At 68.3% G+C, this 20,181-nt stretch carries 22 protein-coding genes; 3 read left to right on the top strand and 19 right to left on the bottom strand.

All coding sequences use genetic code 11. The features are described from left to right. The first annotated feature begins 156 nt into the window (after positions 1 to 156). A complete protein-coding gene (locus tag MYA_RS17920) occupies positions 157 to 870 on the top strand; it encodes a hypothetical protein (RefSeq protein ID WP_041494068.1) in 714 nt (237 codons plus the stop codon). A gap of 58 nt (positions 871 to 928) precedes the next feature. Here the strand turns inward: MYA_RS17920 and MYA_RS17915 are convergent, their stop codons facing one another. Both MYA_RS17915 and MYA_RS17910 read right to left on the bottom strand, forming a co-directional pair. Next, positions 929 to 2,236, bottom strand: a complete 1,308-nt coding sequence (locus MYA_RS17915; RefSeq protein WP_041494261.1) for an MFS transporter — start codon at positions 2,234 to 2,236, stop codon at positions 929 to 931. Positions 2,237 to 2,525: 289 nt separating this feature from the next. Then, the gene (locus MYA_RS17910) at positions 2,526 to 3,479 is read right to left on the bottom strand and encodes a LysR family transcriptional regulator (protein ID WP_014724458.1); all 954 of its coding nucleotides are present in this window, start codon (positions 3,477 to 3,479) and stop codon (positions 2,526 to 2,528) included. A gap of 126 nt (positions 3,480 to 3,605) precedes the next feature. Here MYA_RS17910 and MYA_RS17905 point away from each other — a divergent pair, with 126 nt between their 5' ends. Beyond that, positions 3,606 to 4,625, top strand: a complete 1,020-nt coding sequence (locus MYA_RS17905) for a zinc-dependent alcohol dehydrogenase family protein (protein WP_041494067.1) — start codon at positions 3,606 to 3,608, stop codon at positions 4,623 to 4,625. A 150-nt stretch (positions 4,626 to 4,775) separates the two neighbouring features. Here MYA_RS17905 and MYA_RS17900 read toward each other — a convergent pair whose 3' ends face one another. Further along, positions 4,776 to 5,924: a porin gene (locus MYA_RS17900; protein WP_014724456.1), complete on the bottom strand. Its 1,149-nt coding sequence runs from the start codon at positions 5,922 to 5,924 to the stop codon at positions 4,776 to 4,778. 208 nt (positions 5,925 to 6,132) lie between these two features. Here MYA_RS17900 and MYA_RS17895 point away from each other — a divergent pair, with 208 nt between their 5' ends. Next, on the top strand, positions 6,133 to 6,747 hold the full coding sequence (locus MYA_RS17895; RefSeq protein ID WP_014724455.1) for a LysE family transporter: 615 nt from the start codon (positions 6,133 to 6,135) through the stop codon (positions 6,745 to 6,747). A gap of 43 nt (positions 6,748 to 6,790) precedes the next feature. Here MYA_RS17895 and MYA_RS17890 read toward each other — a convergent pair whose 3' ends face one another. From MYA_RS17890 to MYA_RS17815, 16 genes are all read right to left on the bottom strand, one after another. Further along, complete coding sequence (locus MYA_RS17890; protein ID WP_014724454.1) at positions 6,791 to 7,582, bottom strand: alpha/beta fold hydrolase; 792 nt, start codon at positions 7,580 to 7,582, stop codon at positions 6,791 to 6,793. Between the two features lie 81 nt (positions 7,583 to 7,663). Continuing rightward, positions 7,664 to 8,023: a DUF4148 domain-containing protein gene (locus tag MYA_RS17885; RefSeq protein ID WP_041494260.1), complete on the bottom strand. Its 360-nt coding sequence runs from the start codon at positions 8,021 to 8,023 to the stop codon at positions 7,664 to 7,666. 275 nt (positions 8,024 to 8,298) lie between these two features. Continuing rightward, positions 8,299 to 8,823, bottom strand: a complete 525-nt coding sequence (locus MYA_RS17880) for a cytochrome P460 family protein (protein ID WP_014724452.1) — start codon at positions 8,821 to 8,823, stop codon at positions 8,299 to 8,301. Further along, positions 8,823 to 9,866: an alpha/beta fold hydrolase gene (locus tag MYA_RS17875; protein WP_011881358.1), complete on the bottom strand. Its 1,044-nt coding sequence runs from the start codon at positions 9,864 to 9,866 to the stop codon at positions 8,823 to 8,825. Before MYA_RS17875 ends, MYA_RS17880 begins: the two co-directional genes overlap by 1 nt. Positions 9,867 to 10,112: 246 nt before the next feature. Continuing rightward, entirely contained in the window at positions 10,113 to 11,390 is a 1,278-nt protein-coding gene (locus MYA_RS17870; RefSeq protein ID WP_011881357.1) for an epoxide hydrolase family protein, read from the bottom strand. A gap of 169 nt (positions 11,391 to 11,559) precedes the next feature. Next, a complete protein-coding gene (locus tag MYA_RS17865) occupies positions 11,560 to 12,156 on the bottom strand; it encodes a pyridoxamine 5'-phosphate oxidase family protein (RefSeq protein ID WP_014724450.1) in 597 nt (198 codons plus the stop codon). Positions 12,157 to 12,246: 90 nt separating this feature from the next. Then, positions 12,247 to 12,432: a hypothetical protein gene (locus tag MYA_RS17860; protein ID WP_011881355.1), complete on the bottom strand. Its 186-nt coding sequence runs from the start codon at positions 12,430 to 12,432 to the stop codon at positions 12,247 to 12,249. Between the two features lie 10 nt (positions 12,433 to 12,442). Further along, a complete protein-coding gene (locus MYA_RS17855) occupies positions 12,443 to 13,642 on the bottom strand; it encodes an aminotransferase-like domain-containing protein (protein WP_014724449.1) in 1,200 nt (399 codons plus the stop codon). A gap of 350 nt (positions 13,643 to 13,992) precedes the next feature. Beyond that, entirely contained in the window at positions 13,993 to 14,181 is a 189-nt protein-coding gene (locus MYA_RS17850; protein ID WP_014724447.1) for a hypothetical protein, read from the bottom strand. Between the two features lie 60 nt (positions 14,182 to 14,241). After that, entirely contained in the window at positions 14,242 to 15,426 is a 1,185-nt protein-coding gene (locus tag MYA_RS17845; RefSeq protein WP_011881353.1) for a thiolase family protein, read from the bottom strand. Between the two features lie 169 nt (positions 15,427 to 15,595). Further along, positions 15,596 to 15,781 (bottom strand): rubredoxin, encoded by a 186-nt coding sequence (locus MYA_RS17840; RefSeq protein WP_011881352.1) that lies wholly within the window; start codon positions 15,779 to 15,781, stop codon positions 15,596 to 15,598. Then, positions 15,778 to 16,701 carry an alpha/beta hydrolase gene (locus MYA_RS17835; RefSeq protein WP_011881351.1) on the bottom strand — a complete coding sequence of 308 codons (924 nt, stop codon included), beginning with the start codon at positions 16,699 to 16,701 and terminating at the stop codon, positions 15,778 to 15,780. The genes MYA_RS17840 and MYA_RS17835 overlap by 4 nt, the downstream gene beginning before the upstream one ends. Next, complete coding sequence (locus tag MYA_RS17830) at positions 16,701 to 17,798, bottom strand: fatty acid desaturase (RefSeq protein ID WP_011881350.1); 1,098 nt, start codon at positions 17,796 to 17,798, stop codon at positions 16,701 to 16,703. The genes MYA_RS17835 and MYA_RS17830 overlap by 1 nt, the downstream gene beginning before the upstream one ends. Positions 17,799 to 17,811: 13 nt before the next feature. Further along, the gene (locus tag MYA_RS17825) at positions 17,812 to 18,132 is read right to left on the bottom strand and encodes an acyl carrier protein (protein ID WP_011881349.1); all 321 of its coding nucleotides are present in this window, start codon (positions 18,130 to 18,132) and stop codon (positions 17,812 to 17,814) included. A gap of 55 nt (positions 18,133 to 18,187) precedes the next feature. Further along, positions 18,188 to 19,171, bottom strand: a complete 984-nt coding sequence (locus tag MYA_RS17820; RefSeq protein WP_014724444.1) for an acyl-CoA desaturase — start codon at positions 19,169 to 19,171, stop codon at positions 18,188 to 18,190. Between the two features lie 25 nt (positions 19,172 to 19,196). After that, positions 19,197 to 20,156, bottom strand: coding sequence for an acyl-CoA desaturase (locus tag MYA_RS17815; RefSeq protein WP_014724443.1), 960 nt, complete (start codon positions 20,154 to 20,156; stop codon positions 19,197 to 19,199). Positions 20,157 to 20,181: the final 25 nt, after the last annotated feature.

The following is a 20,181-nucleotide window of genomic DNA, read 5'->3' as shown; positions in this document are numbered from 1 at the left end:
GCAGGATCTGCTTGCTCGCTTCCTCCGACGCGAATATCAAGATAGATGTTGACCTCCCTAACCCATAATCCGATCGCGCGCCGAGGCTAAAACACACGGCAGTATGTTGCAGTCGCATTAACGCACCCAAACCACGGATTGTTCATCGGAGACCTAATGTCGAAAATCAAGGAGCTACTGAAAAGCCTCGCAACGTGCGAGCCTTACCGGCCAACAAAGGCGCTCTCATTGGAGCGAGCGCGGAAGGCCTCGGCACTTTTCCTGGGTAGTAGCGGTTTCTGCTTTCTGCTGCTTCTAATTTTGGCTGGGTGGCACAAACTAGCGCCCGCCGATTGGCAGATGATTCCAGCAATCACGTTCTATGTATCTACGGTGGTCCTCAGCTTGCTCTCTCTGGTTGTCGAGCCCATCGTCGGCATCATGCTGATGTTTCGCTGGAAACAGGATGCACTGGATACCCTCACCCGCGAGATAGAGACGGACGAGAAGAACGTCCGAGTTCTGAACGGTTATGCCGACGACACCCTCAAATATGCGCAGCATTGCCTACAGCTCAAGGTTAAACGCCTAGACGCGCGCGTCGTTTCATTTTTTGGTAGCGGTGCAGCGGCTTACGCGCTTCTCGCCGTTACGTTCACCAACATCAAGGATGCGGGCGGATTACCGTGGCTAAGGAACACGCTAGCGAATGGATTCGTCTCCGGAAACTTCATCAACACGGCAATTCTCTGGGGTATCGCGCTGATCTTTGGCCTGTCCGTCGGTGCGATGATGGTAAGGCGACTCCAATCCCGCTTCGTGTATCAACTCGATCTGATCGAGCTGGCGTTGTTGCGGCGAACGCTGGAGACAGCCGGGAAGAACACATAGCATCTTCCGCGCTGACGCGCGATGTACGCGCCCAGGCCGTAGCTACGACGCGCGTCGCTCATTCGGCGCGTTCTACCGCCACCGGCAGCGCTCGCCGCGACGCGATCCGCAGCCCGAACACGCCGCCGACGAGCAACGCGATCGCGACCAGCAGCAACGCGAGATCGTACGAATGCGTGACGTCCTTGATGCGCCCCATCACCGGCGGCAGCGCGAGGCCTGCGATGTTCGCGACCGCGTTGATCAGCGCGATCGACGCGGCGGCCGTGAGGCCCGACACATATTCGGTCGTCACGGCCCAGAACACCGGCGTCGCCGCCCAGTTGAAGCCGACCGCGAACACCAGCAACGCATACGCGAGCGGCAGCGCCGGAGTATGGATCGCTGCGATCAGCAGCGCACCGGCCAGCAGCATCGGCACGCCGAGATGCAGCGCTCGCTCGCCGCTAAGATCCGAATGCCGGCCGTTCGCGTACATCGCGACGCACGCGAACAGAAACGGCAGCGCGGACAAGCTGCCGACCGCGAAGCTCGACTGCCCCGACAGGCTCTTCACCAGCAGCGGCAAGAACAGCGTGAGGCCGATCGTGCCGAACGCCTGCAGCAGCCAGAATGCGCCCAGCGCCCACACCTTGCCGTCGCCGAATGCGCGCCGCAGCGCCGTGCCGTGCGACAGGTGCTCGGCGGGCGTGCTGTCGCGCAGCGCCGCCTGGAGCCACGCTCGCTCGTCGGCCGGCAGCCAGCGCGCATGCGCCGGCGTATCGGGCAGCCGCCGCAGCACGACGATGCCGAGCAGCAGCGCGGGCACGCCCTCGAGCAGGAACAGCCAGCGCCAGCCCTCGACGCCGAGCACGCCGTTCAGGTTCAGGAGCGCGCCCGACAACGGCAGCCCGATCACCGATGCAAGCGTTGCGCCGATATAGAAGAACGACATCGCCCGCGCACGATCGCTCTGCGGATACCACGCCGAGAGGTAATAGATGATGCCCGGCGTGAAGCCGGCCTCGGCCGCGCCCAGCAGCAGGCGCATCGCGTACAGCTGCCCCGGCGTGTGCACGGCGCTCAGGCCGGCCGCCACGAGACCCCACGTGATCATGATGCGCGCGATCCACCGACGCGCACCGACGCGCGCGAGCAACAGGTTGCTAGGGACTTCGAACAGAATGTACGTGACGTAAAACAGCCCCGCGCCGAGACCGTACATCTGCGCGCTGAGGCCGAGATCGGCATTCATTTGCAGCGCGGCCACCGAGATGTTCGAGCGGTCGATGTACGCGACCAGATACAGCAGCATCAGGAATGGAATGAGGCGCAGGTTCAGGCGGCGCATCGTGGCGGCGTGCAACTGCGGGACGGCAGCGTTCATCGGCGAGTCTCCTGGATCGTCTGGCGACGCCCATGCGCGTGCGGCATCGTCGCGCCGCGTGATGCGCGGCATCTTGCGATCCAGTCTAGGAGTGCGCCGAAATGGGCGTCAATTAACGGGATGCGCTCTCGATATGTGAGACGTGCGGTGCACGTCGATCCGCGCCACATCACCGGATACGAGCCCGTTGCCGCAATCGCCATGCCCGACCATCCGCGTACGCGGACGAGCTTTCGCATATGCCCCCTTGCTTCGGGCCCGTGCGTGATGCTGTCGCTCGTGGCGCCGGCTACCGCGTGCGGCTCGCGCGTCGCGGCGCGCGTTCTCCGTCGGCGTCGTCGGACGCGAGCATCTGCGGAATCTCGTCGACGAGCGCATCGACGACGACACGCACCTTCGACGGTACGTGGCGCGACGCCGGCCGCACCGCGAACACCTCGGCGCCCGACACGCTGTCGCTGTCCATCACGAGCGCGAGGCGCCCGTCGCGCACGTACGGCGCCATCAGCCAGCACGGCAGCCAGGCGAGGCCCGCGCCGGCGGCGGCCGCGTCGGCGATCGCCAGCAGGTCGTCCAGCCGCAGGCGGCCGGCCGGGCGATGCTCCCGCACCGTGCCGTCGGCGCCGATGACGCGCCACGGCGACGGCTGCCCGCCGCGCGAATACGCGATGCCGACGTGCGACGCGAGTTCGTCGAGCCCCGACGGCCTGCCGTGCCGCGACAGATACGCCGGCGATGCGCAGATGCCCATCCGCTGCACGCCGAGCTTCCGGCCGACGAGCGCGCTCGTATCGGCCAGCTCGCCGATGCGCACCGCCACGTCGAAACCGTCGTTGACGAGATCGGCGATGCGATCGCTGAACGACAGATCGACTTCGAGCTTCGGATACCGCTCGACCAGACGCCGCACCACGGGCGCCACGCACTGCCGGCCGAACAGCACGGGCACGCTGATGCGCACGCGTCCGGCCGGCTCACGGCGGCCCGCGTCGAGTGCCGCCTCCGTTTCGCCCAGCTCCGCCAACAGCCGGCGACACTGCTCGTAATAGATGAGCCCTTCGTCGGTGAGCCCGAGCTGGCGTGTCGTGCGTCGCAGCAGGCGCGCGCCGAGACGCTGTTCGAGCCGCGCGACGATCTTCGCGACGGCCGAGCGCGTCTTGCCGGCGCGCAGCGCCGCCGCCGCGAAGCTGCCTGATTCCACCACGTCGACAAATTCCGCGACGCCTCTCAGTCGTTCGTCCATGCGGCTCCGCTCCGATGCGATGACGGGTTGTGTCCTTGCAGGCGACAATCGTCGGCCGAATTCTCGCCAATGCGTCCCCGTGCGCGACACTATGATAGTCCCGACTATCTCGAAAAAGGAGTCGACATGCACGCATGGCAAGTCAAACCGGGCGACGGCATTGCCGGGCTACGCCGCATCGACGCGACCGCGCGCGCCGTCGGGCCGACCGACGTCGTCGTGAAGATCCACTCGGCCTCATTGAACTATCGCGACCTGATGTTCGCGCGCGGCGACTATCTCGGCATCGGCACCGACGCGCTGATCCCCGTCGCCGACGGCGCCGGCGAAGTCGTCGAAACGGGCCGCGACGTCACCCGCTTCAAGCCGGGCGACCGCGTGATCAACAGCTACTTTCCGCGCTGGATCGACGGGCCGCCGACGCCGCACAAGGTATCGGGTTCGCCGGGCGCGCAATTCGACGGCGTGCTCGCGGAACGGTTCGTGTCCGACGAAGCCGCGCTCGTCGCGATTCCGCCACATCTGGACTACGACGAAGCGGCGACGCTGTCGTGTGCGGGCATCACCGCGTGGAACGCACTGTTCGTCGACGGCGGGCTGCGGCCCGGCGCGACCGTCGTGCTGCTCGGCACCGGCGGGGTGTCGATCGTCGCGCTGCAGCTCGCGCACGCGGCCGGGCTGCGCACGATCGTCGCGTCGTCGAGCGACGCGAAGCTCGAGCGCGCCCGCGCACTCGGTGCGGACGCAACCATCAACTACCGCGCGATACCCGACTGGCAGCACGAAGTCCTGCGGCTCACCGGCGGCGACGGTGCGGATCTGGTCGTCGAAGTCGGCGGCCGCGATACGCTGCCGCGCTCGGTCGCCGCGACGAAGATCGGCGGCACCGTGTCGGTGATCGGCGGCCTCAGCAGCTTCGGCGGTCCGGAGCTCGGGCTGCTGTCGCTGATCGGCGGCTTGCGGCGGCTGCACGGCTTGATGGTCGGCAGCCGCGCGATGCTCGACGACGTCGTGCGCGTGGTCGACGCGCAACGGATCAAGCCGGTAGTCGATCGCGTGTTCGGCTTCGATGAAGCGCCGCACGCGTACGCGTACCTGCAGTCCGGGCAGCACTTCGGCAAGGTGGTGATTCGCGTCGCGTCGTAAGGCGTGACGGTGCGGGCAGCCGTGGCAACCGTCGTCCGTCCGATCGTCGCGGTCGGCGCGATCGCGGCCGCGCCGGCCCTGCCCACGCCCAAAGCAAAACGCGGCGCCCTCGGGCGCCGCGTTTCGTTTCATGCGTCGTGCACGCCGTCGTCAGAACATCTGACGCAGGCCGATCGCGGCGCCGACGTTGTTGGTCCGGCCGATCTGGTCGACCTTGCCCGTCAGCCGGTTCGTCGCGCCCGGGTAATCGGCCGCGAACGCGCCGTTGCCGCGCGCGAAGTCGACCGTACCGTACACCTCGGTGTGCTTCGACAGCGAGTACTCGGCCAGCACGGTCGCCGAGTAGTTGATGCCGGAGCCGAGCGTGCCGTCGAGCCGCTCCGCGTTGCGCGCGTGGCCGTAGTAGCCAGCGACCGTGATCAGCAGCGGCGCGGTGGCCTGCCAGTTCGCGCCGACGTAGAACGTGTCGTCGATCCGGTTCGGGCTGCTGCCGTTGAGCGTCGGTGCGCCCGACTGCTGCATGTTGAAGTCGGTCGTGCCGGTCTTGTCCTGGCCATGCAGCCAGCCCGCGAGCAGGCGCACGGTCGGCGTGATCTGGTACGCGCCGCTCAGGTGCAGGAAGCTCACCTTTGCGCCGTTGACCGCGCTGCCGTTCAGCGACGACACCGAGGTCTGCTGATAGCCGGCGTTGACCGATGCAGGCCCTTGCGCATAGGTCAGTTCGACGCCGTAGGTGCTGTCGAGGCCCATCGCGCCGGCATGATTGCCGAAGCCGTAGATCGCATCGACGCTGAAGCCGCGGTACGCGAACTTGTACTTGACCGAGTTCTGCACGGTCAGGAAGTTGCCGATCCCGTTGTAGGCCCAGCTGTCCTGCCAGTAATCGCCGACGGTCATCGGGTCGAAGATGTCGCCCATCGTGTCGTACACCGGAGCGTACTGGTTACCGAACGTCAGCGCGCCGTAGCGGTCGCTCGACAGCCCGACGTACGCCTGCCGGCTGAACAGCGTGTTCGCGACGTGCAGCTTGCCGTCGCCGAGTTCGAAGCCGTTCTCGAGACGGAAGATCGCGGCCAGGCCGCCGCCGAGATCCTCACTGCCGCGCAAGCCCCAGCGGCTGTGCGTTTCCGGGCCGACCGTCATGCCGATCAGGTCCTTGCCGTCGGGTGCGGCATTCGTCTGATAACGGATGGCCGTATCGACGAGGCCGTACAACGTGACCGAACTCTGCGCGAACGCGGAAGGTGCTGCAATAGCGAAAATCGCGCCGATACCGGCGGGAACGACGATACGTCTCATGAAAGGCCTCCCTGAGCAAATTAATTTTGTAAGCACTCCGACAGCATTTGCGCGCGTGGCCGGAACTGCGACCCGGAGAATAATCGGTCATATACGCGACACCTATTGCTGTTTCTGGATTGGACCTTTCCAACTTCGTCAACAATCACGCAGATCGTCGGGCGGCATTCTGTAAGATGAAAGCCCGCTCCGATTCGCCGCCCATCCCATGTCGACCGCCGCCACCGCCCTGCTGCCGCTCGCCGGCGTCCTGCTGCTGAGTGTCGCCAGCCCGGGCCCGAACTTCGTCGTCGTCACGTCGACCGCGCTCGCCCGGCGCCGCGCCGGCGTGATGACCGCGCTGGGCCTCGCCGCCGCATCCGGCAGCTGGGCCGCGATCGCGATCGGCGGCCTGAGCCTGCTCGTGACCCACGTTGCATGGGTGCACACGGCGCTGCGGCTCGCGGGCGCCCTCTATCTGATCTGGCTCGGTCTGAAAATGGTGCTGGCCGCCGGCCAGCCGGCAGCGCCCGCCGCGCCCGCAACGGCGGGCGGCTGGCAGGCCGCGAGAAAAGGCTATGTGGTCAGCATGACGAACCCGAAGGCCGTCGCGTTCTACGGCAGCATCTTCGCGTTGATGGTCCCGGCCCAGGCGCCGGCATGGTTCGACGGCGCGGTCGTCGCGCTGTCGATCGCGATCTCCGGCACCTGGTACGGCGCGATGGCGCTGCTCGCGTCGCACCCGGCGGTGCGCCGCCTGCTGGTCGCGCGCAAGGCCGCGCTCGATACGACGGCCGGGCTGCTGCTGATGGGGGTCGGCGGGAAGATGCTGGCCGGGCGCTGAGCGGCCGCACGATCGCGCGGCGGCACGCTCGGCGCCGCGTCATTCATCGTGCATCGTGCTGCGCGCGCTCGGCGGCCGCGATGATCGCATCGGCCACCGCCTTCGGCTGGCTCAGCATCGCGACGTGGCTCGCGCGCACGTGCGTGACCGTCGCGCCGATCCGCTTCGCCATCGCGTCCTGCAGCTTCGGATCGATCATCCGGTCCTGCGTCGTGACGACGAACGACGACGGCTTCGCATGCCACGCGGCCTGCGTCACCTTCTCCGAAAGGCAGCCTCCGTACCACGGCCCCTGCGTCGCCGCGACCACGCGCTGCTGCGCGGGCGGCAGGTCCGGCGCGAAGTCCTGCGCGATCGCGCGGTCCGACAGCGTCGTGAAGCCGGCCGCGTCCTTGCGCAGCTCGCCGGCCCACGCGGGCGCGGGCAGCCCCTGCGTGACGTCGGCGATCGACTGGCCGTCATCCGGCGCGAACGCGGCGACGTAGACGAGCGACTTCACCTTGGCGTCGTTGCCCGCCTCGCTGATCACGACGCCGGCCCACGAATGGCCGACCAGCACGACCGGCCCCGTCTGCGCGTCGATGGCGCGCCGGGTCGCGGCCGTGTCGTCGGCGAGCGAACTCAGCGGATTCTGCACCGCGACCACATGCAGGCCGCGCGCTTCGAGCAGCGGAATCACGCGGCTCCAGCTCGAGCCGTCGGCGAACGCGCCGTGCACCAGCACGACGTTGGTTCCTTTCAAGTCCTGCTTCGGTGCCGCGTGCGCCGCGACCGCGCCGGACAGTCCTGCCAGCACCGCCGCGGACAGCAGCAGCCGTTTCGTCAAACCCAACATCGTCATGCTCCTTTGCTTCGTGTCGTCGACTGGATGAAGTGCGGTGATGCCGCGCCGGCGTGACGCAGGCGCGGCCGCGCATCACGAATGCGCGTACAGATCGTCGGTGGCCGGGCGCGGGTAGCGCGCAGCGCGTGCCGCGTGCGTGTCGGCTGCTTCGTAGCGGGCGGCCGGCGCGAGCGCGGCGGTCTGGTCGTCCTGCGACTTCGACGGGCCGTTCTGGTCGGAGCGTGCGACCTGCTGCGCGGCCAGCACGCGCTGCGCGGCTTCGATGTCGTCCGGGTAATGCGCTTCGCTGCCTGCCGGGTTGTATCCGGCGTGCTCGAGGCGGATCAGCTCGGCGCGCACGTCGGCGCGCGTGAGGCCGTGGCCGGGAGCGGCGAACGACAACGCGGGGATGGCGGCGAGGACGGCAACGGCGAGGATTCGGGCGGCTTTCATGGTGTTCTCCTTGAACAAGGTGGGTCGGTCGATCATGGGGGCGGCGATCCTGCGCGTGCCACCGAACGCTTGCTGCATGTCGACAGTAGAACCCGCTCACGTATCCGGCATGTTTCCGAAACCCCCGTGCCGTGCAAGCAGACGTTTCCACGACGGCGCCCGATACAGTGCGATACAAAACGGTCGGACGACGCATCGCGCGCCACGATGAAAAAAGGCGTGCCGCGCGCGGCACGCCTTCGTCGAACTGCGCCCACCGGGCGCGACGGGTCGCGTCAAGGCGCGAGCCGCGTGAACACGTAGTCGTGGTTCTTCACGCGCGCCTGATGACACGCGAAGCACGTCTGGTGCTGCCCGAGATCGGCCGGCACGCCGTCGATGAAGCGCCCGAAACCCCAGCCGCCGGTCGCCGCATAACGCCGCGAATCCTTCACCATCACCTGCACGGTCGTCGCCTGGCCGGGCACCGTGGCCGGCGCGAACTCGTCTGACTGCTTGCGCTTGTACGCGAGCTTCACGAGGATCGTGCCGTCCGGGAACGGCAGCGTCGAACGCTCGAGCGCGCGCATCGCGACGGGGTTGCCGAGCACCACGCGCAGTTCGTCGAGCGGCGCCGCTTCCTCGGCCGGCGCGACCATCTCCCACTTGCGGTAGCCGGGCGGAATCGTCACGCCGTAGAGCGGCGACGCGGCCGGCTTCGGCCGCTCGGCGAACGCGAACGGGCCGCTGGCGATGGCCAGCAGCACGCCCGCCGCCAGCACGCAACGGGCCGCACTGCGCACCGCCGCACGCGCGCGCATCACAGATGCTCCACGTGCAGGATCGCCTCGGCGAACGCCTGCGGCGCTTCCTGCGGCAGGTTGTGGCCGATGCCGCCGGTGATCGTCCGGTGCTGGTACTTGCCGATGAACTTCTTCGCATACGCGGCCGGTTGCGGATGCGGCGCGCCGTTCGCGTCGCCCTCCATCGTGATGGTCGGCACCGCGATCGTCGGGCCGGCCGCGAGGCGTCGCTCGATGTCGTCGTATTGCGCCTCGCCCTGCGCGAGCCCGAGCCGCCAGCGATAGTTGTGGATCACGACGGCGACGTGGTCGGGGTTGTCGAACGCGGCCGCGCTGCGCGCGAACGTCTCGTCGGAGAACTTCCACTGCGGCGACGCGAGCTGCCAGATCAGCTTGTTGAACGCGTCGCGGTTCTGCGCGTAGCCGAGCGCGCCGCGCTCGGTCGCGAAGTAGAACTGATACCACCACTGCAGCTCGGCCTGCGGCGGCAACGGTTTTTCGTTGGCGGCCTGGCTGCCGATCAGATAGCCGCTCACCGACACCAGCGCCTTCACGCGCTGCGGCCACAGCGCCGCGATCACGTCGGCCGTGCGCGCGCCCCAGTCGTAGCCGCCGAACACCGCGCGGTCGATCTTCAGCGCGTCCATCAGCGCGACGACGTCGACGGCCGTCACCGCCTGCTGGCCGTTGCGCATCGTGTCGGCCGAGCGGAACGTCGTCGATCCGTAGCCGCGCAGATACGGAACGATCACGCGATAGCCGGCCGCCGTCAGCCGCGGCGCGACGTCCGCGTAGCTGTAGATGTCGTACGGCCAGCCGTGCAGCAGGAACACGACGGGGCCGCTCCTCGGGCCGAGATCCGCATACCCGACGTTCAGCAGGCCCGCGTCGATCTGGTGGATCGTGCCGAGCGACGCGGTGCCGGCCGCACCGCTCGCCGCCGATGCATCGGGCGCGGGTTGCGCCTGCGCCGGCGAGCCGAAGCCGAGATCCGCGAGGGTCAGGCTGGCGAGGGTCGTACCGAGCAGCAGGCGGCGACGGGTATTGACGGTTTCAGACATGACTCGTTCTCCAGGGTCGATCGCTAAGAAAAGAGCCCGCGCGGGCGGGCATCCGGAACGGTGTTGGGAGCGGGCCGCGGTCGGGCCGAACGCTTGACCGACGTTATATCCGAGCGGCCGCGACGGTTTGTATCCCAACGTATCTGCAATTGCGGATGACACAAGGCGATTCAAAATTGCGGGCGCCGCGGCACGATGCGGGCCGCACGGGCGGCCCGCCGCCGTCGAGGCCGGCAGCCGCCGCGCTCAAGCGCGCCGCAACGGCCGGAATCCGGCGCGCACCTCGCGGGCGAACAGCTCCGGCTCCTCCCATGCCGCGAAGTGGCCGCCCTTGTCGACTTCGTTGAAGTAGATCAGGTCGTGATACGCGCGCTCGGCCCAGCTCCGCGGCGCCTGATAGATCTCGCCGGGGAACACGGTGATCGCGGCCGGCAGCGAGAGGTCCACCGCATTGAAGTTGTTGGAGTGATCCTCCCAGTAGATCTGAGCGGAGGACGTCGCCGAGTTGGTCAGCCAGTACAGCGAAATGTCGTCGAGAATCTCGTCGCGCGGGATCGACCGTTCGGGCACGCCGCCGCTGTAGGTCCACTGCGAGATCTTGTCGTACATCCACGCGGCCTGCCCCGACGGCGAATCGGCGAGCGCATAGCCGACCGTCTGCGGACGCGTGACCATCATCGCCGAATAGCCGGTGTTGTCGCGATAGAACGTCGCGAGCTGCTCGTAGGCGGCCCGCTCCTTCGCCGACAGCGACGCCGGCGCCGGCGCGTCGGTCTGCAGCAGCGCCGCGATGTCGGGCGGAACCGTCGCCGGCATGTTCACGTGAATCCCGACGAGCCCCTGCACGCGCTGCATCGCCATCCGGTGCGAGATCACCGAGCCGCAGTCGCCGCCCTGCGACACGAAGCGCGTGTAGCCGAGGCGCGCCATCAGTTCGCCCCAGGCGCGCGCGATGTGGTCGGAGCCCCAGCCGGGCTTCGCCGGATGGCCCGAGAAGCCGAAGCCCGGCAGCGACGGCACGACGACGTGAAATGCATCGTCGGCGCTCGCGCCGTGCGCGGTCGGGTCGGTCAGCGGGCCGATCGCCTTCACCAGCTCGAACACCGAGCCCGGCCAGCCGTGCGTCATGATCATCGGCAGCGCGTTCGCGTGCCGCGACCGCACGTGGATGAAGTGGATGTCGAGCCCGTCGATCTCGGTGATGAACATCGGGAAGCCGTTCAGCCGCGCTTCGCCCTTGCGCCAGTCGTAGTCGCTGCCCCAGTACTGCAGCAGCGCCTGCATGCGCGCGAGCCGCACGCCCTGCGATTCGTCGGCGACCGTCTCGCGGCCGGGCCAGCGCGTCGCCGCGATGCGGCGGCGCAGGTCGGTCAGCGCCCGCTCGGGAATGCGAGCGGTAAACGGCCGTATGCCGGTGTTGCCCGTGGCCGCGTGCAGCGCGGTGGGCAGCATCGCCGATACGCCGGCGGCCATGGAGGACGCCAGCAGATGGCGACGCAGCGGGGAAAAAGGTGTGGAAGACATCGTTCGGCATCTCCTTTCTTGAAGTGGAAAGTGAACATGCCGCGCGCGCCGGCGCGCCGTCTGTCGAGCGGGCACACGCGGTCGTGCGGCGTCGCCCATTTGAAAGGTCCGATGTATCGCGAGTTTGTCCGGTACGTATGCGTTTGTAGCCGTGCGCCGCGCGGCGCGGTCAAGGTGCGACCCAGCGCCCGTCGTAGCCGTCGGCGTGCAGCTCGAACAGCGCACGGCGATGGCCGCTGCGCGCGAGGTCGAGCCAGTCGATGCGCGTCACGGCGACGTCGAGCACGCAGAAGTTCGCGTAGCCGTCGGCGGCGGATGCCGTGTCGGGAGCCGGCGCGACATGCGCGTGCCCGGGCGCGTCGATCGGCGTGCCGGGTCGCAACGGCGCGCGATACAACAGCAGCGTATGCGGACGGCTCGACGCCCAGATCGCGCGACGCCGCGCGTCGTCGTCGCAGATCGACGCGAGGCCTTCGACACGGATCTGCACGAGCGCATCGAGATCGGCCGCGACGATCGCGATGCGCGGATCGCGGCGCAGCTCCGCGACCTTGTCCGAACGCGCATCGGTATGGAACGACAGCCGCTGCTCCGCACGGCTCGCCTGTCGCAGCACGATGGTGCGCACCTTCGGTGCACCGTCGACGCCGAGCGTCGCGGCCTGCACCATCGTGAACGGCGAGCGCTGCGGCCCGACACCGGATTCGAGGCAGGACCACAGACGGTCGTAGACGTGCGCGAGCGAGTCGGCAGCTGGAACGGACATGATGGCGCGGCGCGGTTGAGGAATTCGATCGCGCCAGCTTAACCGATCCGCCGGCGCGCTTCCCGCGTGAGCCGCGGTGCGCCGGGCGGCTCAGTTGTAGCCGCGCACCACGGTCGCCGCCGTCGTGTCGCCCGGCGCCGCGGCGAAGCGGCCGAGCACGTCCGCGACGTACTGCGGCCCTGCGCCGATCTGCGACGACCGATGCGCGGCCGGCCCGATAGCGGCGACGACCGGCGCGGCGCCGGTCGATCCGACGCCGTCGGTGACGATGCTCATCGCGGTCTCCTCACGCGGCGAGCGCCGCGCGATACGCGCGCACGAGGCGCGCGACGCCTTCCCGGATCGCGTCGACGTCCGGCGCGGCGAACGACAGGCGCAGCGATGCGGCGTCGACGTGGTCCGCGAAGAACGCCTTGCCCGGCACGAACACGACCTGGTTCGCGATCGCGCGTTGCAGCAGCGCGTCGGACGACACGTCGCCGAGCCGCGCCCACACGAACATCCCGCCTTCGGGACGATGGAAGGCGATCGCCGCGCCGAAACCGTCGCGCAGTGCGTCGCACAGCGCGTCGCATTTGCGCCGGTAGGCGGCCGTGATGCGCGGCAGATGGCGTTCGAGCGCACCGTCGGCCAGATACTCGGCGGCGGTCGCCTGCGTCCACGGCGTGCTGCACAGGTCGACCGTCTGCTTCGCGATCACGCAACGCCGCGCGATCTCGGCCGGCGCGATGGTCCAGCCGACGCGCAGCCCCGGCGCGACGATCTTCGACAGGCTCGCGAAGTGCACGATCCAGTCGCGTGCGCCGTCGACTTCGCTCGCGAGCGCCAGCATGGACGGCACCGCTTCGCCCGCGAAGCGCAGATCGCCGTACGGATCGTCCTCGACGATCAGGAAACGGTATTGCACCGCGAGACGCAGCAGCTTCATGCGCCGCTCGCGGCTGAGCGTCGCGCCGGTCGGGTTCGCGAAGGTCGGGACGGTGTACAACAGCTTCGGCCGCGCAATCGCGCCGGCTTCGAGCTGCGACGCGAGGCGTTCGACGTCGAGGCCATGGCCGTCGACGGGAATCGTCACGACGTGCGCCTGCTGCAGACGCAGCGCCGCGAGCGTCGCCGGGTATGCCGGCTGTTCGGTCAGCACGACGTCGCCGGGCGCGACCATCACGCGCAGCAGCAGGTCGAGGCCCTGCTGCGAGCCGGTCGTGACGAGCAGCTCGGCCGGCGTGCAGGTCACGTTGCGGCGCGCCATCAATGCGATCAGCTGCTGCTTCAGTTCGGCGAGGCCGTCGGTCGGGCCGTATTGCAGGCAGCGGACCGGCTGCGCGTATGCACGCTCGGCGGCCGCGTTCAGGCCGTCGACGTCGAACAGCTCGCTGGCCGGGTAGCCGCCCGCGAACGAGATCATCCCCGGCTCGGACAGGTATTTGAACAGCTCGCGGATCGGCGAACCGGCGGGATTCTGGAAGGAAGGCGTGAACGCGTACATGTCGTCGTGAGCTGGATGGCGGCGACGGCCGGGATAGCCGCCGGGGCCGCGCGCCGCGGGGAATTCGAGCCACGATTGTCGACAGTCATTAACGCTGCGGCAAACGATATCTACGCACTAGGTCTTGCGGTTTGGTCATCAATTGGCGCGCGGGGAACGCGCGCCTTGCGGCGTTGCGAAGCAAGGCCCGGCCGCTCTGACGGACGTGTGCGGCCGGCCGTCGGGCAAGCTGCCACCGGCGACGCCACGGTCGGCCGGGCCACGGCGCGAGCTCGCCGCATCGTCAGCGGTACGCACCACGACGCAGCATCGGCAAGGCGCGCCGTGCCCCGGCCGCCGGCAAGCGCGCGCTATCCGTGCGGCGGCGCTATGCCGTCGCGGACATAGCAGGCAATCGCCTCGAGCATGCCGAGGTCGAGGTCCTGCACGCGGTCGGCCCCGAAATGGGCCAACCATTTGCGCGCAAGCTCGGCATGCGCCGTCGTATGCCCGGTCGCGGCAAGGGCACTCAGGTCTTCCAGTGCTGAACGCTCGTCCATGTCTTCTCCGTGATCCTGATGGTGCGGACGCGGCCGGCCGTCGTCGCGGCCGGGCTGCCGTCAGACGGCTTCGAGCGCGAGAGCGATGCCCTGCCCGCCGCCGATGCACAAGGTCACGATGCCGCGCTTGATGCCGTCGCGGCGCATCGAATGCGCGAGCCGGGTGGTCAGGACGGCACCGGTCGCGCCGATCGCGTGACCGTGCGCGATCGCGCCGCCTTCGACGTTGATCCGCTCTTCGTCGATGCCGAGCTCGCGCGCGACCGCGATCGGCACGGCGGCAAAGGCCTCGTTGATCTCGAACCGCTCCACGTCGTTCATCGACCACCCGGCACGCGCGAGCGCCATCTTCACTGCCGGCACCGGCCCGAGTCCGAACAGGCCCGGCTCGACCGCCCCCACGCCGTACGAGACGAGCGTGGCGATCGGCTCGATGCCGCGCGTCTCGGCATAACGCCGCTCGGCCACGATCATCGCCGCCGCACCGCTGTTCAGGCCGGGCGCATTGCCGGCGGTGATGGTGCCGTCAGCGCGAAATGCGGGCTTCAGCCTCGCAAGCGACTCGAAGTTCGTGTCCGGGCGCGGCTGCTCGTCGCGCTCGAATCGGACGGTCTGCTTGCGCCCCGCGACCTCGACCGCCACCAGTTCGGCGTCGAATGCCCCACGCGCCTGCGCGTCGGCGAAGCGCCGTTGCGAACGTTCCGCCCAGCGGTCCTGCTGCTCGCGCGTGATCCCCTTCATCGCGACGAGGTCTTCCGTGTGCCATCCCGAATGCAGGTTGGAGAACGCATCGACGAGGCCATCCACGAGCATGCTGTCGGCGATCTCGGCATTGCCCATCCGATAGCCCCAACGGCCGCCGCCGAGCAGATACGGCGCGCCGTCCATGTTCTCCATTCCGCCCGCCGCCGCAACCTCGCCGAAGCCGAGCCAGATGTCCTGCGCCGCATTCGCGATGGCCTGCGCACCGGAGCCGCACACGCGATTGACCGTCAGCGCGGGCACGGTCACGGGAATGCCGCCCGCGACGGCCGCCTGACGCGCGGGATTCATCTTGTTGCCGGCCTGCACGACGTTGCCCATCACGACCGACGCCAGCTCCGCCGGATCGATCTCGCTGCGACGCACCGCTTCGCGCAACGCGGCCGCGCCGAGCGCCGTCGCCGCAACGTCCTTCAACGTGCCGCCGAACGCGCCGATTGGCGTCCGGACGGGACTGCAGATCACTACCTGTCGAGCAACCATTTCAACACTCCATTCAAAGCCCGCTTCATGCGGGACGGATGCCGCCGCAACTCGACGCGGCGCTTGCGGGAAAGGAACGCATGCATTCGCATGCCCGGCACGTTCGCAAAGCGTTCTCGTGTGCCGACGCACGCACCGGTGGCGGGGCGACGCGCGCCCCGCCATCGCGTCAGATCGAGACCATTTCGAAGTCCTCCTTGCCGACGCCGCACTCGGGACACTTCCATTTGGCCGGAATGTCTTCCCAGCGCGTGCCCGGTGCAATGCCGTCTTCCGGCGCACCGTGCCGTTCCGAATAAATCCAGCCGCACACCAGACACATCAGCGTGCGCATCTCTACCGCCGTCGTGCTCATCTCGCCATCTCTCCCAGGTTCGACGTCTGTCGCGTCACGAATTCGCGCACCTGCTCGCGCACCCTCGCATCCGACAGGATGCGGCCGTGCCCCGCGCCCGGCGCCGGCCACAGCGTCGCGTCCGGCAGCCCGGCCACGACGCGCTGCGCCTCGCAGTACGGCACCACCGAATCGGCCGGGTCGTGCACCACCAATACCGGGACGTCGAGCGACGCGCCGCGCGCGAGCAGATCCCAGTGACTGACCGGCACGCCGTTGCGCAGCTGCAGCTCCGCATAGATGCGCTCGACCACCGGGCGCGGAAATGCCATGTCGCGGCTGGCCCAGCGCTCCAGCACCTCGGTCAGGCCGCTGGTGGGGGCGATCAGCACGAGGCAGCGCAACGACGCGCGGCGCGAGCGCTCGGCCAGCGCCGAGACGGCCGCGATCGAGCCGAGCGAATGCGCGATCACCACCTGCGCGCCTTCGATCGCATCCAGCACCGCACCCGTCGCGCGGGTGAACTGCGTCATCGTCGTATGCTTGCCCGGCGAACGGCCATGCGCGGGCGCGTCGAACGCGGCCACCGAGAAGCCGAGCGACTGCATCGGCTTCACGAAGCTCAGCATGCTGCTGCTGTCGGTGCCCCAGCCATGCACGAGCAGCACGCGCGATGCGCCGCCCTCCCAGTGATAGGCGCGGTCGATGTCCGCGTTGCCGTCGATGGACGCCTCCTTCGCACCGAGCGGCACGCGGTCGCTGACGGGCAGCCCGTAGCCGCGCGTGAAGCCGAACGTGTCGGCCGCCCGGCGCCCCGCGGCGTGCGGCGCGAAGGTCGTCAGCACGCGCAGCGCGCGACGGCCGAGCCGAACGCGCCACGACGGCTTCCGGGCCTTGCGCCGCGCGAGCGGCGAGACGTCGGTAGGGTTCGCTGCCGCCATCACCGGCCCTCCGCCGCCGCACGCGCGCCGACCGGCACGGCCTCCCGGGACAGGCTGCGGTAGTAACCCGACTCGGTGTCGTAGAAATGGCAGTGACCGATCACGTGCCACAGATCGCCGAAGGAGAAATCCTTTTCGCGGATCATTCCCGGAAACGCCTGCTTGAGCGCCGCCTGCGCCTTCGGCAGGTTGTAGAACGGCACGATCGGTGCGACGTGGTGCGCCGTATGCACCGAGATGTTGTGCGTCATGAAGTGCAGCCACTTCGGATACCGGTAGTCGGTCGTCACCAGCAGGCGGCTGGCGTTCGGCGTCCAGTGCTGCGACGGCAGGAACGGGATCTCGTCCGACGTGTGATGCATCAGCGTCGTGGCGCTGAACCACGCATGAATCATCAACCAGGGCACGACGAAGTACAGGAACAGGCCGGTGATGCCGGTGAAGTAGATGAGCGCCGGGAAATAGAGCGCGGACGCGAACAGGACGAACGCGATCGAGCGTTTCACGTCGCGCCGCATCTCGCGCTTCGGATAGAAGCCCGGACGGAAGCCCGATTCCTTCCAGTAGCTCACCGTGCCGGCCCAGAACAGCCACTTGCGGGTGCCGGCGTACTCGAGCCGCTTCAACAGCGGCATGCGATCGTAAAGCGGCGCGGGAATCGGCCGCCAGTCGGTATCGAGCTCGAGGTTGTTGGTATTCGCGTGGTGCAGGTTGTGCGTGTGGCGCCACGCGTGAAACGGATACAGCAGCGGCAGAAGCGACAGGTGCCCGATCGCCAGGTTGAACCATCGGACGCGCGAAAACGAGTTGTGCCCGCAATCGTGCGCGATGCAATGCAGCCCCCAGCCGCCCAGGCCGGCCAGCAGCCACAGCGGAACGTAGAACAACCAGTGCGGCGCGTAAGCGATGCCGACGAGCGCGCCGATATACGCCGCATAGCTCACCACGAAGCCGAGAATGCCGCGCCATACGCGCGGCTCGTAGAGGGATTTCGGAATCGCATCGGTCAGCCGCACGCCCTCGAGCGACTTCGACTTCTGCATGAATTCGTCGAAACGCGCCGGCGGCGCGCTGGGGACCGTATAGGTTTTCGCCATGTCGATCTCCCGCTTACGCCGCTTGCAGACCGAGCTCGGTCGACAGGTGGCGCGCCAGCTCGTCGATGCTGTTGTGTTCGAACAGCAGCGCCGGGGACAGCCGCTGCTCGACCACCTTCTCCAGATCGCCCGACACCTGCACGGCGACGATCGAATCGAGCCCGTACTCGTCGAAGCGCTTGGCGGGATCGATCGCGGCGCGCTCGAGCTTCAGCTGCTTGGCGAGCCGGTCGATCAACCAGTTGCGGATCGACGCTTCGGTGAGCGGCCCGACATCGGCGGCCACCGCCTTCTTGCGGCCGAACAGGCCGCCCAGGATTCCAGCTTGAGACATGATGATTAATCCTTCCGTACGAGGGAGATGAACTGAATGACGACGGCAACTAGCTTCAATACGGCTGCTTGGCGAGCTTGCGGATCGCCGCCGGCGTCGGCTGACGCAGGTCGCGCACGATGCCGACCTTGCCGAGCGTCCACAGCACCCAGGCGCTCAGATCCGGCTCGTACCACTTCACCGAGTGGCGGTACGACGCGGGAAACGCGTGGTGGTTGTTCTGCAGGCCTTCGCCGAACGTGAATACGGCGACCGTCCAGTTGTTCGCGCTGTTGTCCCCGGTCTTGAACGGCCGGCCGCCGAACATGTGGCACACGGACCCCACGCACCACGCGGCCTGGTTGGCCACGAAGATGCGCGCCAATCCGCCGAACAGCAGGCCGTTCCATGCGCCGAGCCACGAGCCGGCGACGGCGCCGCCGATCGCGGCCGGCAGCACGAGGCCGAGCACGATCCACCAGGCGTAGGTGCGGTGATAGAAGAACAGGCGGCGATCGCGCAGCACGTCGGGCGCGAAGAAGGTCCAGCCCGAGACGTCGGGGGCCAGCATCCACGGCATGTGCGCATACCAGAGGCCGCGCAGCTTCGCGAACAGGCCCTTGCCGGCCAGATTCGGCGAATGCGGATCGCCTTGCTGATCGCTGTACAGGTGATGTCGGCGGTGCGTCGTCACCCAGAACATGATCGGTCCTTGCGCGGCCATCGACCCGCAGATCAGCAGCAGCCCTTCGAACCACTTCGACGTGCGGAACGTCTTGTGCGCGAGATACCGATGGAAGCCCATCGTGATCCCGCCCATGTGCAGAAAATAGAACACCGCGAACAGCACGAGATCGGTGGCGGCGAACTCGCCCAGCGCGAGCTGGCGCACGGCCAGCGCGAAGCCGGCCAGCGGCACCAGCATCACGGCCAGGGCGGTCAAGCGTTTGACACGCGCCCCGCTGCCCAGCAGCGGCGAAACACCGGGGATCTGCCCGTCGGCGGCCGACAGCCCGCCTGCGGCAGTCACGCCGGGTGCAACCTGAATCGACGAATTCATAGGAATCTCCAGACGCTAAACAGGATTACGGCGAAATTGAAGGAACCGTCGCGCGGCGCTTGGGCGCATAGCGCACCTCCGTGACGAGCCCCAGCGCGTCGAGCAGGCGGATGACCCAGGCGGAAGGATCGAGCTGCCAGAACGCGTGATCGTTGTTGGCGAAGGCCGGCTGTGCGTGATGGTTGTTGTGCCACGCGCCGCCCACCGAGACGATCGCGAGCAGGCCCAGATTGCGGCTGTGGTCGCGCGTCGCGTGCGGGCGGGTGCCGATGGTGTGGCACAGCGAATTGACGGCCCAGGTCGACTGATCGAGCAGGAAGATCCGTGCGAGCCCGCCCCACAGGAAACCGCCGACGGCGCCGGTCAAGGCCTGCCCGGCGGGCGCGAGCAACGCGCCCGCCAGCGCGGGCAGCGCGAGGCCGAGCAGCACCCACCACCCATAGCGCAGATTGAGATTGACGATCAGGCGGTCGCGCAGCAGGTCCGCGGCATACGCGCTCCAGTTCTCGCGGCGCACGCTGAACAGCCAGCCCACGTGACCGTGCCAAAGGCCCGCGAGCCGGCTCGGTTGGCCGTGGCGGTTCGCGCGCGGCAGCGGCGAATGAGGATCGCCGTCCTGATCGGTGAACGCGTGGTGCATGCGGTGCGTCGCGGCCCAGAACAGGATCGGCCCCTGGGCGGCCATGCTGCCGAATACGCCGAGCATCACGGTGACGATCGGCCGTCCCTTGAACGCACGGTGTGAGAAGTAACGGTGCATGCCGGTTTCGACGCCGATCGCGGTCGAGAAATACATCACCGCGAGCAGGATGAAGTCGGTGGCGCGCACGCCGTATGTCCACGTGTAGGCAATCGCGAGCACGAAACCGAGCGCGGGCACGCCGACGGTCAGATAAGCGAGCCGGCGCGCGCGCGAGTCGGTGTCGGCGTCGGCCGCACGGGCGGCCGCGGGTGTTCGCGACGACGAGAGATCTGCTTCAGCCATGACTGGCTCCGAAGAAAGACAGCGA

The sequence above is a fragment of the Burkholderia sp. KJ006 genome (assembly GCF_000262695.1).
GTDB classification, from domain to species: Bacteria; Pseudomonadota; Gammaproteobacteria; order Burkholderiales; family Burkholderiaceae; genus Burkholderia; species Burkholderia vietnamiensis.
Note: the sequence above shows the minus strand (reverse complement) of the source record. Positions and strands in the feature narration are given on the sequence as shown.